Genomic DNA, 14,782 nt, shown 5'->3' with positions numbered 1-14,782 from the left:
GTTGAGTGTCCCGCGCGCGCGCTGAAAGATGCCTTCTCTGTCTAGGGAAAGATGTTTTATCGTTCAATCCTCAGCACGCTTCAATTTTTTTTTTAGCGTGACTGGGATTCTTTTGGCGAACAAGGATCGGATCAGGTGCCCATGGGTTTTATCTATTTTTTGGTTTTTTGATTAAATTTTAAGCGGGGAATTCTATTAAACAAGCACTCTAAAAAGTTGGCATATGGTGCCGGTTGCCGGTACAGCCTTGATCGATGCGCTTAATAATTGACGCCACGCGGTGAGAGCAGCAGTGCTGTTCAGCTTGAACGCGCACTTAGAGCGGCACAAGTCCAGATCTCTGGGCGCGTTTTAAAGTAGCTGACTGGAGAGCGTTTTGTCATACGACGAGGCTACGAAACCGCCCTGAACGGCTCGAGCTCGTTTTGTCTGACAGTGCCATCCGAAGCGGTGCCCAATAATTCGCGAGCTATACGCTCAAAGATCGCGCAGCCGATAGGGATCAAATCATCGGGAAAATCATAGTCCGGATTGTGCAGCGCTGCATAATCTTCGCCAGGCCCTAGGCATAGCATGGCAGCCTTAGCGTCCCACCCAAACACGCCAAAGTCTTCTGAGGCGCGCATGGGAACACCTGCATCGCCGTAGGCAATGCCGATTGCTTTCATGGCCATTGTTGCCACCGCATAGGCATCTGGATCATTGATTGAGGCTGCAAAATTATCGCACACCTCAAAATCCACGCTAAGCCCAAATTCTTCCGCAAGCGTGATAGCCTGTTTGCGTGCCTTGGTCTCAAGACTTTCCATACCTTCGTCACGAGTTGTCCGCAACGTGGCGAAAACCTCGCCCTCACCGGGCGCCACGCCAAATGATGGTTCGCCAATTTTTACATGGGTAATCGTCACCAGTCGGAAATCATCGTCAAGTGGTCCTCCTTGACCAAGTGCATCCAAGGACGGGATCAGCTTGGCTATTGCCTGCGCTGGAGAAACGCCATCTTCAGGGTCGGCTGCATGGGCAGTTTTGCCCGCAAGCCTAATCTTAAGTCCTAAAGAGGCGCAGTTAATGAGCCCCTCGCAGGTGGAGACGTACCCAAACGGTCGTCCAGGTTCGATATGAATGGCGAATGCCCAATCAGCTTGGATTTCTTGATACGCTGGATCGGCGACCACAGCTTTTGCACCGCTGCCGTCCTCTTCTGCGGGCTGGAACATGAGAATGACACGCCCTTGTGCAACGGGTTGACGAGACATCATGCGCCCCAATCCAAGCAACATTGTCATATGGCCATCATGACCGCAAACATGGCTTTTCCCAGGTGTTTGCGACGACCAGGCAATATTATTGCGTTCCTCAATTGGCAGCGCGTCAAGCTCAGCACGGAAAAGCACTGTCGGTCCAGCTTTTCCGCTGTCAAAAACCGCAGCGACACCATGACCACCTAATCCAGTCAAAATGCGAGTTGGTAACATCGATCTCAGCGCAGCGGTGATCTTACTGGCTGTCTCCACCTCTTCCCCAGACAATTCGGGATGGCGATGAAGTTCACGGCGAAATTCAGTAAGTTCCGTGAGATCAAGATTTGTTAGCATGCTTGCTCTGCTTTCGACGTTCGTTAAAGCCAATCATGCGTTGATAATTTGCATGAGTGGGTGCTGTCAACGTGCTGAAAATTCGCATCGGATTGCTGGTTGAGCTAAAAATTGAGGCGTGAATAAAGATGGCGGTCCTGGTTGAAGTCGTTCTGTCTGACAGTGCCATTTCCCTCTATCCGAGCGAATAACCAACACCCCGTACGGTCCTAATCGTATCCGTTCCGCCATGTCTCGACAGAACCTTCCGAAGGCGGCCTATGTGAACATCAACCGTGCGGGTCTCAACATATAAATCTCGCCCCCAAATCCGATCCAGAAGCTCTTCGCGGCTCCATACACGTCCCGGTTTTTCCATAAATGTTTTCAATAGCTGAAATTCAGTGGGCCCAAGCTTTAAATCAATTTCACCACGGGTAACTTTGTAGGTTTCCAAATTTAAAATTAAATCCTCAAATTTAATTTCCCCCCCCAAAGAGGAGGGGCGCGAACGGCGCAGCTGAGTTCTCACCCGCGCCATTAACTCAACCACCGAATAGGGTTTCACAACATAGTCATCTGCGCCAATTTCCAGCCCACGCACTTTATCCACATCTTCTGATCGCGCCGAAAGTATGATGACCGGGATCGAGCGGGTTTCCGGATTGCTTTTGAGGCGCCGACAGACTTCGATTCCAGACAGATGTGGCATCATCCAATCCATCACGATGACATCTGGCACATCCTCACCAATGACAAGAATGGCCTCTTCTCCATCGCGCGCCCGGCTCACCAAAAACCCTTCGGATTCCAGATTATATGCCAAAACCTCGAGTTGAGCTGGCTCATCCTCTACAACAAGAACGCGGGGCTGCTCTTTGAACATTTTCTCGGTCCCCCCCTGGATCGACTACACAGTGGTGTTGGCTTTTTCACGCTCCTCGTCCGGCATCGCTCCGGTAACCAGGTAAACAACTTGCTCCGCGATGGCCGTCACGTGATCTCCCATACGCTCAATATTTTTAGCAATGAAATGCAGGTGCATGCAGGACGTGATGTTGCTTGGGTTTTCCATCATGAATGTTAAAAACTCTCGAAACAGAGCGTTGTACATTTGGTCGACCACGATGTCTCGGTCAATCACGTTCTGTGCCAATTCCGCGTCGCGTGAGACATAGGCATCAAGCGCATCATTAAGCATACGCTCAACCTCCTTGGCCATACGGCGGAGCGAGCTGGCACTGCCGTTCATAGGCTCCATATGCGCCAGGATGCGCGTCCGTTTGGCAAGATTTTTTGCATAATCACCAATACGCTCCAAGTTGCCGCTTACTTTCATCACTGAAAGCACGACCCGGAGATCAATCGCGGCAGGTGCACGCAAAGCGATTACGCGCGCAGCTTCCTCGTTGATACTCTCCTCAAGAGCATCGATGGCTTTGTCATTGCGGCGCACTTGTTCGGCACGCTCCTCGTCTCTTTCTTCTAAGCTGACCGCGGCCTCAAGTATGGCGTTTTCGACCAGGCCGCCCATTTTCATAATTTGAGCCTGAATTTTCTCAAGATCTCTGTCAAAAGCGGATGCAATGTGTTGATCGGTCATTTTGAACTCCTCAGCCGATACGGCCAGTAATATAGCTTTCAGTGCGCGGATCGATTGGGTTGGTGAAAATTTTGGAGGTCTCACCAAACTCAACAAGGCTGCCGAGATGGAAGAAAGCCGTCTTTTGGCTCACACGTGCGGCTTGCTGCATCGAATGGGTCACAATCACCACCGAATAACTTTTGCGCAGCTCATCAATAAGTTCTTCAACTTGCGCGGTGGCAATGGGATCAAGAGCGGAGCAAGGCTCATCCATCAGCAGAACCTTGGGTTCCGTCGCGATGGCGCGTGCAATACATAGCCGCTGCTGTTGCCCACCAGACAGCCCTGTCCCTGGCGCCTGCAACCGATCTTTCACCTCATCCCAAATCGCGCCACTGCGCAGCGAACGCTCGACGATCTCGTCCAATTCCGCCTTGTTCCGGGCCAGGCCATGTATTCTCGGCCCATATGCGACATTGTCATAGATCGATTTTGGAAAGGGATTTGGCTTTTGAAAGACCATTCCAACCTTGGCGCGCAGCTGGACCGGATCAATCTTTGGATCGTAAATATTTTCACCGTCAATCCGAATATCACCCACGACACGGCACACTTCAATCGTATCGTTCATACGATTGATACACCGCAAAAATGTCGATTTCCCGCATCCAGATGGGCCAATAAACGCAGTTACAGTCTTGTCTTCGATTTCGACAGTGACATCTTTAATGGCGTGATTATCTCCATAAAAGACCTGTACGTCCTTTGCTGAAATTTTGACATTGTTTACTGCCACATCTCTCTCCACAGTTGTTACATCGAGCATTTTTGACATGTCCTTACCAACGCCGTTCGAAGCGACGTCTTAAGATGATTGCGATAGCATTCATCGTAATGAGGAATAGCAGCAAAATGATAATGCCGCCCCATGCTTTTTCATAAAATCCGGGATCAGCGCGACTGGCCCAGGTATAAATTTGCGCCGGCATTGCCGAGTTGGCGTCCGTAAAGCCTGACAGAAACCCCTCGGGATACTCGCGCGCAACAAAACCGACCATCCCGATCAAGAGCAAAGGCGCCGTTTCGCCAAGGGCCTGGGCCAGGCCAATAATCGTGCCTGTCAAAATACCGGGCATCGCCAGCGGCAGGACGTGGTGGAACACTGACTGCATCTTGGATGCACCCACACCAAGGGCGGCATCGCGGATAGAGGGTGGAACAGCCGCAAGCGATGCGCGGGTTGAGATGATGATCGTCGGCAATGTCATCAAGGTCAAAACAAGGCCACCGACAAGCGGGGCAGATTGTGGCAACCCCGCAAATTGTATGAAAACGGCGAGGCCAAGAATACCAAACACGATGGACGGCACCGCGGCGAGGTTGGAGATATTCACCTCAATAAAATCCGTCCAACGATTTCGCGGGGCAAATTCTTCAAGGTAAATCGAAGCGGCAACCCCAATCGGGAGTGACAAAAACAGCACCACCAACATCATGAAGAACGATCCAATAACGGAAGCCCCAAGTCCGGCGCCTCCAGGGTTATCCACGCCGGAATCCGTGCCGGTGATAAAATTCCAATTGAATGCCTGACGAATTATGCCGCCGGCCTGTAAAGCATCGACCAGATCCAGATCCGTTGCCTTCAAAAAGCGGCTGTCAACCAAAGTCTCACGGGTGACGCGGCCGTTAAAATAGCCATCCACCCGGCTGGAGGCCGCAAGCTCGAAAGTCGCAGGCTGTCCGACCCGGCTTGGATCTTCGGTAAAATAACTTCGAATTGTGCCGCCCGGCTTGCCCACAATGCGTTCGATCGCTTTATTATCGAAGGCCACATCCAAGTTCCTTCTTGCAAGCTCCGCGCTCAATGCCGCAACGAATATGTCTTGATAGGCCTTGGTTTTCAGCATTTTGCTTTCGGCTTTGTCAAACTCTTCTTGAGACACAACAAATTCAACATTCATTACGGTCTGGGTGAAGGCCGGCAAACCTGAGCGTAGGATCGAAGCAAATAAGAATATAAGAAACAACACGCCGATGGAGAGGGCGACCATCCCGTAAATGCGGAACCGCTTTTCGGCTGAGTTGCGTTTTTGGGTATGCCCATCCCTTATTGAGAGCAGTGACGTATGTGACACGCCGCGAGAAGTCTGGTTCTTAATGGCCATTAGTCATACTGCTCCCGGTATTTGCGTACGATGAAGAGGGCAAAAACATTAAGCCCCAAGGTCAGTACGAAGAGGGTCATGCCAAGTGCGAAGGCAACCAAAGCCTCCGGAGATGAGAAATCGGCATCTCCGGTCAATTGGCTTACGATTTTGGCCGTGATTGTTGTCATCGCGTCAAAAGGGTTCATCGACAGGCGCGCCGCCGCACCGGCCCCCAGCACGACAATCATCGTTTCCCCAATGGCCCGCGACGCCGCCAAGAGGATCGCGCCAACGATGCCCGGCAGGGCCGCTGGCAAGATAACCAGACGTATGGTTTCAGACTGGGTTGCACCCAAGCCATAAGATCCATCGCGCAAGGCCTGCGGTACGGCATTGATAATGTCATCGGAAAGCGATGACACGAATGGGATAAGCATGATGCCCATCACCAAACCCGCGGTCATGACCGCAGTGCCCCCCTGCATCCAGTTCAAAGTATCTTTGCCAAAAAGGCTCACCAGCAAAGGCCCAACGGTCAAAAGCGCAAATAGCCCGTAAACAATCGTCGGAATCCCGGCTAGAATTTCAATCAAAGGCTTGGCGACACTGCGCACCCGAGGGCTTGCATATTCAGAGAGGTAAATTGCTGAAAACAGCCCAATAGGAACCGCGACCAACATCGCAATGAAAGAAATATAAAAAGTGCCCCACAACAGAGGCAAAACACCAAGATCAGACAGCCCGCCCCGACCGGAAAAACTGGGCGCCCAATTGGTTCCAAAGAAGAATTCGGTAGCAGGATAGAGTTTGAAAAACTCGATGGTGTTAAACAGCAGCGCGAATAGGATGCCGATGGTCGTCAAAATAGCAATTGAGGCTGCCCCGATGAGTAGCCCCAAAACCCCACGCTCAACCACATTGCGCGCGCGGAAATCTGCGTTTGACCGCCTATAGGCATAGGCAGCCCCTCCGGCAGAAATTGCCAGCACAATCAAGGACATAAGCGCAGACCCGGTTGCATTGAACCCGCGGTAAAGCTGCGCCGCGGCCACCACTTCAGGGCTGACATCTGAGCCAAGAGCCACGCCTATGGATCCTAAAAATTCGCGAATATTGACCGATGAGGATCCGATTGACGCAGCCTCATCGCGGCTCAAAGCGCCTTGGGCCACAGCCACATCAAGCCCCTCTGCCACGCGGCGCACATCGCTCATGATCAGGCCAATTGAGCTGCCTTCATCGAGCAAGCTACCAGGCAAGGTTTCCGCCACGCGGGAATTCACGAACAATGGCTGCACAATAAGCCAGACGATGAGGGTCGCAGCCGCGGGCACGACGGCCCATAAAGCAACGTTCGACCCGTAATATATCGGCAAGGAATGAAGCCGGCGCGCATCGCCACCGGCCGATTGCAAAGCACGTGCGCGCCCAGTGATGAACCCAACAACGGAAACAACAAAAATCACTGCGACAACCCAGAGTATCGGCATAACGCCTCCATCCATTTTGTTCTTCCTACCGTCAAATGCGCCCCCAGCAAAGGGGGTAAGCGTTTTTTAAGGATGGCGGAAGCCGCCACCCTCACTATTGTTTTACAGCAGCTCTTAATTGCTGCCCATGGCTGTCTCATTAGATACGGCCGCCTGGGTTGTCGCCAGATCGGGATCTGCAACCAAACCATAGGCAGATAGCGGGCCGTCTGGTCCAGCAATCTCATCGGCGATGAAGAATGAGGCATATTCTTTCAGACCTGGGATCACACCAATGTGGGCTTTCTTCACATAAAAGAACAACGGACGAGACACAGGATATTGGCCCGTCGAAATCGTTTCAGTCGACGGCGCAACGCCGCCCATTGTCGCCACTTTCAACTTGTCTTGATTGTTTTCATAAAAGGCCAAGCCAAAGATGCCGATGCCGTTGGGGTTGGCATCAATGCGTGCGAGAGTTTCGGTATAATCGCCATCGATATCAACAGAGCGGCCATCTTGACGCACATCGAGGCACGCATCTTCGGCATCATCTTCAGACATACCAGAGGCCATCATGGCTTCCATAGCACCGGTGACCTCGCAACCTTTAAGCAACACTTTGTCCTCAAAAACTTCGCGTGTTCCGTGCTTTGTGCCGGGAATAAAGGCCATGATATCAGCCGCTGGAAGTTGACCATTGAAGTCAGCCCACTGTTGATGCGGATTTTCGACAATCGCACCGTCGACAAGAACCTTGGCGCCAAGTGCATTGAAAATATCAGCCGGTTGGAAAGCAGTGTAAGCTGGTCCGTCAATCTGGCTGGCAAAGACAATACCGTCATACCCGATGCGCACTTCGATGATGTCAGTGACCCCAGCTTCGGCGCAGGCTTTGTTTTCTTTTTCGCGAATTGCGCGTGACGCATTTGCAACGTCGATTGTGTTTTCACCGACGCCCTCACAAAAGCGCTTCAGACCTGAGCTGGAGCCACCGGACTCAACAACGGGTGTTGGAAAGTCAAAGTTTTCGCCAAACGCCTCTGCGACGATCGACGCATATGGCAGAACGGTTGACGATCCGGCGATCTGCACTTGATCACGCGCGGCAGCGGTTGTTACGCAAAGCCCCGAAAGAGCCAGCGCGGAAGTTGCAAGTTTAAGTAAAGACATGGATGTCTCCTGTTTTGTCCATTTGCAAGCAATCCCCCATGGGATTCTCCGGACCTTTGTAACGGCTGGACGTAACAGTTTTGTGACAGGGATATTACGTTTTCATGACATTTTATTTTCTTCGAAATTCACGATAGCGGCTCGGTCGGCAGCATCACAGTGACCGTGGTGCCTTCCCCCAAAGCGCTTTCTATGTTCAATTTCCCACGGTGGCGATTGATGATATGTTTGACGATCGCAAGACCAAGACCTGTGCCACCGAGTTCACGGCTGCGGTGCCCATCAACGCGGTAGAACCTTTCGGTCAGGCGCGGCAGATGGACAGGATCAATGCCCGCGCCATAATCAATGACTTGGAGTCTGACGCCAGGGGCGCGCAAAGCCGCTTCCCGCGCGACAGTCGTCATGCGCAGGGTAATGCGCCCGCCAGACGCGCCATATTTAAGAGCGTTTCCGATGATATTGGTAAAAACTTGCGTCAGCTGATCGGAATCGCCGTATATTTCGACGGGAAGCTCTGGGCTCTCAAACTCAAATTTCACCCCAGCCTGAAGAGCCAAGGGCTGCAGGCTGTGGCATGTCGATTGGATAATGTCATTTAACACAACGCGCTGCGTGGGCCGCACGCGTTCATTTTCTTCTACTCTGTTAAGTGACATCAAATCGCCCACCAAACGATTCATGCGCTCCGCCTCATCTTGCATAATGTTCAAAAACCGCGCGGCGGCTTTTGCATCATCCCGCGCCGGCCCGCGCAAGGTTTCAATAAATCCGATCAGTGCGGTGAGAGGCGTGCGCAATTCATGACTTACATTGGTCACGAAGTCACGACGCATCTGCCCGACCTCTTCCATTTGGCTGATATCTTCAAAGAACAATATTATTGCCTTTGTACCGCCGTTACCAACGCCGGGGGCCGCTCGGCAGGTGACTTTGTAAGTTGTGTCCTGTGCACCGTCTGTGCTTAGATACTTCGTGGTGCGCGGCACATCATCTTTTAATGTCGCCTCAATAGCTTCCAACAACGCGGGCTGACGTAAAATGGTTACGTAACTGTGTTGCATGGCTGTATGACCGACCAAGGAAACCGCGGCACTATTCACAGCAAGAATGCGTTCGCTCGCATCAATCGCAATGATGGGTTGTGGTATTGCACCTAGAATTGAATCAAGAATCTTATTGTCCATATCCGACCCCACAAACGCCATTGACACCGAGGCCATACCATAAGGCAGATCAATAGAACATATCAGAGGCCGCTGGGCGCTTTATGCAGGCCCTGACGCATGGCTCACAGGCCCGCAGCCATGCCCGCTTCACCCTCGTATAATTTGGCGGTGGCATTTTCGCCCATCTCAATTCATTTGTGAAACTTGACTTCGATCAATTAGGGGCAGACTGTCCATCGATAAGGCGTATTTGCCTTAAGTTTTGAGGTTTAATGACGACCAATATTCGCGCAATTCTTGTTTGCTTGCTCGCTTATCTTTGCTTTGATCTCATGAGCGTCCACGTCCGAATTTTATCAGCAAGTTATTCGCCTCAAGAGCTGTCAGTTTATCGGAATGTTTTGGGTGTCCTGCCATCAATTTTATTGCTCATGTATACGCGTGAACTTAGTTTTGACATCAAAGACTATAAAATAAAAAAATGGAAATTGGCTTTTGGCCGCGGTCTCTTGGTCGCTTTAGCTCAACTTCTATTTTACACCGCTTTAGCGGACCTAGAGTTGGCAACAGTGTCGGCCTTGGGCCAAACCAATGCAATTTTTATAGTGTTAATTGCAGTCATTTTTTACGGAGAAAAGGTGGGCGCGTGGCGCTGGAGCGCTGTCATTATAGGATTTGGCGGCGCAGTTTGGATCATGCAGCCAGGCTCTAACATGTTTACCTGGACAGCAGCTTTACCCATCGGTGCAGCCTTTTGCTATGCCGCTTCTATGGTGACACTTCGAAGTTTCGATGTTTCTATTTCAAGTGCAATAATTTATTTGTATTCCTCCATAGCTGCTGCGCTTGGAGCGATCCTTTTGGCGACTGGAACCACTGATTTCAGCCCGATCCAATCCATGAGTGATGCACTTCTCATACTTAGCATGTCTCTGTGTGGAGGCTTTGGAGTCGTTTTTCTAATGTATGCATTTCGACAGGCTCCAGCCTCCGTTTTAGCCCCATTTAGCTACTTCGGAATTTTAACAGCATTTGGTTTAGGTTGGATAGTTTTTGACGAACTTCCCTTAGATAAGTTATTCCCCGGTGTAATATTAATTATTCTTTCAGGGTTAACAATTCTTTGGCGCGAAGAAAGAAACAAGACGTAGAGATCTCTAACCCTACTCGTTGTCGCGACTGTCAGCCTCATTCGCATAGGCATTAGACTTCGGTCATGGTTTAAATCTAACCGCCCTGTTATTTTCGCCGCTCTGCAAGCGCATCGGCGCGGTTTCGCGTACACGTGTTGCGCCAGTTGCGCACCAGAGAGAATGAAGGGGCGGAGCACCATACCGCTTCATATTATAAACTAGATTGAGGAAATTTGGCCTACAAACACAATCTGCAAGAAACGGCGATTACCCCAAGACCGTGCCGATGAAAAACGCTTGGTCGCAGACATGATCGAGTTGACCCATCAATACGGTCGGTATGGCTATCGCCCACCCGCGCCAGAAGCCACGACACCGATGGACCAAAGGCCAATCATGCACTAACATTCAAATTAGACCACTCAACTGGGGCGGCTCAGCAGTATCAAGAACGGCTCGCAGTGGAAACCATCCAATCGAAAAGCCAAAATGGCGCGTTTAGAAGGCTATTCAACGATATCAAACACTCTACCCGTCTATTTGAAGCCCTCAGGAAAGATAATGTTCTCACAACCGGTGATCGGATGATGGCCACCAATAACAACCCAAAGGCTAAAACTGTCTGTGAATAGAATGTTTCAAAGTCATGCCGCGATGCTTGGTTTTTCCATGCTCATTGGAGGATCCTTTTCATTTGGGTCGATGATCGCAAATGATATTTCTCCCGTTGCGTTAACGGCAGTGCGTTTTGGGTTGGCTGCCTGCATTATGGGGCTGATTGCATTTTTTACCGGAGCAATTACTCAACGGGCAATGCAAGCCTCTTGGCGTTATTTCATTCTTGGCGGTACATTTGGCATATATTTTACCTTGATGTTCGAAGGCCTAAAGAGCGCGACGCCGATTTCTACTGCAGCTGTGTTTACGCTGATGCCGGCGATGTCCAGCTTACTCGGGTTTATTATTTTAAAGCAAAAAATAAGACTGCATGGCCTGGTGGCAATTCTTATTGGAACCATTGGATCTGTGTGGGTTATTTTCCGAGCGGATATTCTTGCCATAGCACAATTTAAGGTTGGCACAGGAGAACTGATTTATTTTCTTGGATGCATCGCCCATGCGTTTTTACCAATCCTTTTTCGCCAATTGAACCGAGGCGAAAACGCCATCATGGTCACCTTTGGAATGCTCACAAGCGGCACAATCATACTGAGCATTTACGGTGCCCCAGAAATTTTGCAAACGAATTGGACCGGATTACCGCTCTTGATCTGGGGCACAATTATCTATCTTGCGGTATTTGCCACATCGCTCTCCTTCCTCTGCCTACAATTCGCGTCGATGCATCTGCCGGCAACGAATGTCATGGCCTACACCTATTTGACCCCCATTTGGGTGCTGGTTTGGGAGAGGCTCTTGGACCACGAGAATCCGCCGATTTGGATCAGCGGCGGCATTGCCTTGTCAATCATTTCGGTTGTCATCCTCTTATGCACATCCCTGAAATCTCGAACCTAAATTACTAGGCTTGCTCACACATAATTTGCCTGTGTCTCATCGAATTTCTCAAGTATTTCTGCGTGGTTGATTTTGGCCAGAACGGCTCAGCCAGAGCAAAGAGTCCAACCGTCCGCGACGCTTATATTTCTTCAAATTTCGCACAAATTACAAAAAAACGCCCTACACTGTGCAGGGCGTTTCAAATTTTCACTATGATCGGTGTGACTACTTCAACGCAAGGTCCGTAATTTTATGCGTCCACGCACCTTCTGGAACGGCAGAAATAACCGGATCAGATCCACCTGACAACAAAGTCGCAACCGTACGATCAAAATCAGCCACATCCAACGCACCGTTGGAACCGGCTGTGAGTTTGGCAATTTCGCCCATCATCCGAATTTGAGCGGCTTCATTCTGTGCGCCTGTGTCGTCGTTATCAAGAATAATTCCAGCAGCTTCTTCTGCATTGGCTTCGGCATATTTCCAACCCTCCATAGACGCGCGCACGAAGCGCACCATTTTGTCTACGAACACCGGATCATTTAGGTTCTCTTCAAGAACGTAGATACCGTCCTCAAGCGTGGCCACACCTTGTTCTTCGTATTGGAACGTCACCAACTCATCTGGATTGACCCCGGCATCAATCACCTGGCCGTATTCATTATACGTCATGGTTGAGATGCAGTCTGCTTCACGGTTCAAAAGTGGATCAACATTAAAGCCTTGCTTCAGAACAGTGACACCATCAGCACCGCCCTCGGTTGGAATGCCCACTTGGCTCATCCAGCTTAGGAACGGATATTCGTTGCCAAAGAACCAAACACCAATGGTCTTGCCACGGAAGTCTTCCACCTTGGTGATACCGGTGTCTTTCCAACATGTTAACATCAAGCCAGATCTCTTGAATGGCTGCGCAATGTTCACAACCGGCAGACCTTTTTCACGTGCCGACAAGGCGGAAGGCATCCAGTTCAGCATCGCATCCGCGCCGCCACCTGCGAGAACCTGGGGTGGGGCAATATCCGGGCCACCGGCCAATATCGTCACATCCAGACCTTCGGCCTCATAAAACCCTTTATCCAAGGCCACATAGTAGCCTGCAAATTGTGCTTGCGTCACCCACTGCAATTGCAATGAAACGGAGTTCGCGTGACCGTCTGCAATGGCAGACGTGCCCCCCAGCCCCGCTGCGATAGCGGCGGCAATAATCATCTTTTTCATCGTTTAGACCTCCTAGTCTGTGGTTTTGCTGCAATCTTCATTGGACTGTCAGCGTTGTGATGGGTGCCAAAAAGTAACGCCCTTTTCGATTAATGTCACAATACCGTAAAATGCGGTCCCCGCGATTGCGGCGATGACGATCTCAGCCCAAACCATATCAAGGGCGAGTTGGCCAAAGCTGGTGGAAATACGAAATCCCATTCCGACGGTTGGGGAACCAAAGAACTCAGCAACGATCGCACCGATCAGAGACAATGTTGTGGCGACCTTTAAGCCATTGAAAATAAATGGCATCGCCGCTGGAAGGCGCAGTTTGAGCAAGGTTGGCCAATAGCCAGCCCCATAGGTGCGCATGAGGTCACGCTGCATCGATGTGGTGTCGCGCATCCCGGCGACGACATTAACCAGGATGGGAAAGAACACCATAACAGCCACCACGGCCGCCTTAGATTCCCAATCACTTCCGAACCATTTAACGAAAATCGGGGCTATCCCAACGATGGGCAAAGCGGCCATAAAGCTTCCAACAGGCAGCACACCGCTTGTTAAAAACTCGGAGCGATCCGCAAGGACTGCGATGGCAAAGGCTGCCAAGCCACCGAGAATGTATCCCGTCAACGCCCCTTTAACGATGGTTTGAACGAAGTCTGCCCACAGCCGTGGCATTTCAATCGCCATACGCAAGACGATGTCAGAGGGACGCGGCAAAAACACAGGGTTCACGTCAAAGCCTATGACAAAGCACTCCCACACAAGCAAAACGGTCAACCCAAAGATGAGCGGAACTGCAATATTCATCGCGCGATAGTCCGACCACTTACTGTTTGCCAAATATAAATTCAGCAACCACCCCAGACCCCAGATAGCAAATCCCGCGATTACATACATCATGCCGGTTTCATCCCCATTTTACGAAGCGCACCGCGTTCAACCAATGAAATGATCCCAACCAAGGCCGCAGCCGTCAGAGCCGCCGCAAAAAGAGCCGCCCATGACAGGATTGGTTGACCATATTGATCACCAACCAACATGCGTGCCCCAAACCCTGCCTTTGCACCAGTGGGCAATTCGGCAACGATTGTGCCAATCAAGGATGCTGAGATGCCAATTTTCAATGAGGCAAACAAATAGGGCGTCGAGGAGGGCAAGCGCAGCTTCCAAAAGCTTTGAACATTGTTGGTGCTATAGGTCCGTAGCAGATCCAGCTGCATATGGTCCGGACTGCGCAGCCCTTTGACCATGCCTACCACCACAGGAAAGAAAGACAGATAAGCGGCAATAACAGACTTAGGTAAGACACCGTGAATGCCGGCGGCTCCGAGGACAACAATGATCATAGGAGCCAGAGCAAGGATCGGAATGGTTTGACTGACGATGGCCCATGGCATGACCGATTTGTCCATCACACGGCTAAAAACGATACCAACCGCGAGCAGCACACCGAGCAAGGTGCCAATCGCGAATCCCAGCAAAGTTGGCGCCAGTGTGATCCAACCATGGTAAACAAGGCTGCGTTTTGAGGTGATCTTTTTCCCAAAAATTGTGTCAAACATTTCCAGCCCAACTTGATGAGGAGACGGCAAATTTGGGCGTTTCCCAACGTAGGTCAGCGCGATCAAATGTGGGTTTTTGAGCGCAAGGACAATACCATTTGTCTCCTTGCGCGCAACCGGAGTGTCGGGCGTCACAATCGCGCCACTGCGTTGTGCTTGATCAGCCGTCAGATGCATATTCATCGGAACAACCGCCAAGGTCCAGATGAATAGCACAGCTGCAATAATGGTAAGAACAGGTAGAATTGACTTCAC

General features: G+C 50.8%; 13 protein-coding genes. 2 read left to right on the top strand and 11 right to left on the bottom strand.

Going from position 1 to position 14,782, the window contains the following annotated elements; genetic code table 11:
* Positions 1-392: 392 nt before the first annotated feature.
* From RCA23_RS04510 to RCA23_RS04475, 8 genes are all read right to left on the bottom strand, one after another.
* Positions 393-1,595 carry an amidohydrolase gene (locus RCA23_RS04510; RefSeq protein WP_052377036.1) on the bottom strand — a complete coding sequence of 401 codons (1,203 nt, stop codon included), beginning with the start codon at positions 1,593-1,595 and terminating at the stop codon, positions 393-395.
* A 175-nt stretch (positions 1,596-1,770) separates the two neighbouring features.
* Positions 1,771-2,460: a phosphate regulon transcriptional regulator PhoB gene (phoB, locus tag RCA23_RS04505; protein WP_044049281.1), complete on the bottom strand. Its 690-nt coding sequence runs from the start codon at positions 2,458-2,460 to the stop codon at positions 1,771-1,773.
* 24 nt (positions 2,461-2,484) lie between these two features.
* Entirely contained in the window at positions 2,485-3,177 is a 693-nt protein-coding gene (gene phoU, locus RCA23_RS04500; RefSeq protein ID WP_044049280.1) for a phosphate signaling complex protein PhoU, read from the bottom strand.
* A 10-nt stretch (positions 3,178-3,187) separates the two neighbouring features.
* Positions 3,188-3,985 carry a phosphate ABC transporter ATP-binding protein PstB gene (gene pstB, locus RCA23_RS04495; protein WP_044049279.1) on the bottom strand — a complete coding sequence of 266 codons (798 nt, stop codon included), beginning with the start codon at positions 3,983-3,985 and terminating at the stop codon, positions 3,188-3,190.
* A 13-nt stretch (positions 3,986-3,998) separates the two neighbouring features.
* On the bottom strand, positions 3,999-5,327 hold the full coding sequence (pstA, locus tag RCA23_RS04490) for a phosphate ABC transporter permease PstA (protein ID WP_052377035.1): 1,329 nt from the start codon (positions 5,325-5,327) through the stop codon (positions 3,999-4,001).
* Positions 5,327-6,799, bottom strand: coding sequence for a phosphate ABC transporter permease subunit PstC (gene pstC, locus RCA23_RS04485; protein ID WP_044051284.1), 1,473 nt, complete (start codon positions 6,797-6,799; stop codon positions 5,327-5,329). The genes pstA and pstC overlap by 1 nt, the downstream gene beginning before the upstream one ends.
* 114 nt (positions 6,800-6,913) lie before the next feature.
* On the bottom strand, positions 6,914-7,951 hold the full coding sequence (locus RCA23_RS04480; RefSeq protein ID WP_044049278.1) for a substrate-binding domain-containing protein: 1,038 nt from the start codon (positions 7,949-7,951) through the stop codon (positions 6,914-6,916).
* Between the two features lie 128 nt (positions 7,952-8,079).
* The gene (locus tag RCA23_RS04475; RefSeq protein ID WP_044051283.1) at positions 8,080-9,138 is read right to left on the bottom strand and encodes an ATP-binding protein; all 1,059 of its coding nucleotides are present in this window, start codon (positions 9,136-9,138) and stop codon (positions 8,080-8,082) included.
* Between the two features lie 254 nt (positions 9,139-9,392).
* On the opposite strand from RCA23_RS04475, the gene RCA23_RS04470 reads away from it, so the two are divergent.
* Positions 9,393-10,271, top strand: coding sequence for a DMT family transporter (locus RCA23_RS04470; protein ID WP_044049277.1), 879 nt, complete (start codon positions 9,393-9,395; stop codon positions 10,269-10,271).
* A gap of 615 nt (positions 10,272-10,886) precedes the next feature.
* On the top strand, positions 10,887-11,771 hold the full coding sequence (locus RCA23_RS04465; RefSeq protein WP_044049276.1) for a DMT family transporter: 885 nt from the start codon (positions 10,887-10,889) through the stop codon (positions 11,769-11,771).
* Between the two features lie 207 nt (positions 11,772-11,978).
* Here RCA23_RS04465 and RCA23_RS04460 read toward each other — a convergent pair whose 3' ends face one another.
* Genes RCA23_RS04460 through RCA23_RS04450 form a run of 3 tightly spaced genes read right to left on the bottom strand, consistent with a single transcriptional unit; the run spans position 11,979 to position 14,782 of the window.
* Complete coding sequence (locus RCA23_RS04460) at positions 11,979-12,974, bottom strand: ABC transporter substrate-binding protein (protein ID WP_044049275.1); 996 nt, start codon at positions 12,972-12,974, stop codon at positions 11,979-11,981.
* Between the two features lie 48 nt (positions 12,975-13,022).
* Positions 13,023-13,865 (bottom strand): ABC transporter permease, encoded by an 843-nt coding sequence (locus RCA23_RS04455; protein WP_044049274.1) that lies wholly within the window; start codon positions 13,863-13,865, stop codon positions 13,023-13,025.
* On the bottom strand, positions 13,862-14,782 hold the full coding sequence (locus RCA23_RS04450) for an ABC transporter permease (RefSeq protein WP_044049273.1): 921 nt from the start codon (positions 14,780-14,782) through the stop codon (positions 13,862-13,864). The genes RCA23_RS04455 and RCA23_RS04450 overlap by 4 nt, the downstream gene beginning before the upstream one ends.

It is taken from the genome of Planktomarina temperata RCA23 (assembly GCF_000738435.1).
In the GTDB taxonomy this organism is placed as follows: domain Bacteria; phylum Pseudomonadota; class Alphaproteobacteria; order Rhodobacterales; family Rhodobacteraceae; genus Planktomarina; species Planktomarina temperata.
This window is presented reverse-complemented; position numbering and strand designations above follow the sequence as displayed.

What these genes read in the sequence shown, in the direction of transcription:
- RCA23_RS04510 (WP_052377036.1), bottom strand. Translation starts at nt 1,595, where the DNA reads ATGCTAACAAATCTTGATCTCACGGAACTTACTGAATTTCGCCGTGAA.
- RCA23_RS04465 (WP_044049276.1), top strand. Translation starts at nt 10,887, where the DNA reads ATGTTTCAAAGTCATGCCGCGATGCTTGGTTTTTCCATGCTCATTGGA.
- pstC (WP_044051284.1), bottom strand. Translation starts at nt 6,799, where the DNA reads ATGCCGATACTCTGGGTTGTCGCAGTGATTTTTGTTGTTTCCGTTGTT.
- phoU (WP_044049280.1), bottom strand. Translation starts at nt 3,177, where the DNA reads ATGACCGATCAACACATTGCATCCGCTTTTGACAGAGATCTTGAGAAA.
- RCA23_RS04455 (WP_044049274.1), bottom strand. Translation starts at nt 13,865, where the DNA reads ATGATGTATGTAATCGCGGGATTTGCTATCTGGGGTCTGGGGTGGTTG.
- RCA23_RS04460 (WP_044049275.1), bottom strand. Translation starts at nt 12,974, where the DNA reads ATGAAAAAGATGATTATTGCCGCCGCTATCGCAGCGGGGCTGGGGGGC.
- RCA23_RS04475 (WP_044051283.1), bottom strand. Translation starts at nt 9,138, where the DNA reads ATGGACAATAAGATTCTTGATTCAATTCTAGGTGCAATACCACAACCC.
- RCA23_RS04470 (WP_044049277.1), top strand. Translation starts at nt 9,393, where the DNA reads ATGACGACCAATATTCGCGCAATTCTTGTTTGCTTGCTCGCTTATCTT.
- phoB (WP_044049281.1), bottom strand. Translation starts at nt 2,460, where the DNA reads ATGTTCAAAGAGCAGCCCCGCGTTCTTGTTGTAGAGGATGAGCCAGCT.
- pstA (WP_052377035.1), bottom strand. Translation starts at nt 5,327, where the DNA reads ATGGCCATTAAGAACCAGACTTCTCGCGGCGTGTCACATACGTCACTG.
- RCA23_RS04480 (WP_044049278.1), bottom strand. Translation starts at nt 7,951, where the DNA reads ATGTCTTTACTTAAACTTGCAACTTCCGCGCTGGCTCTTTCGGGGCTT.
- pstB (WP_044049279.1), bottom strand. Translation starts at nt 3,985, where the DNA reads ATGCTCGATGTAACAACTGTGGAGAGAGATGTGGCAGTAAACAATGTC.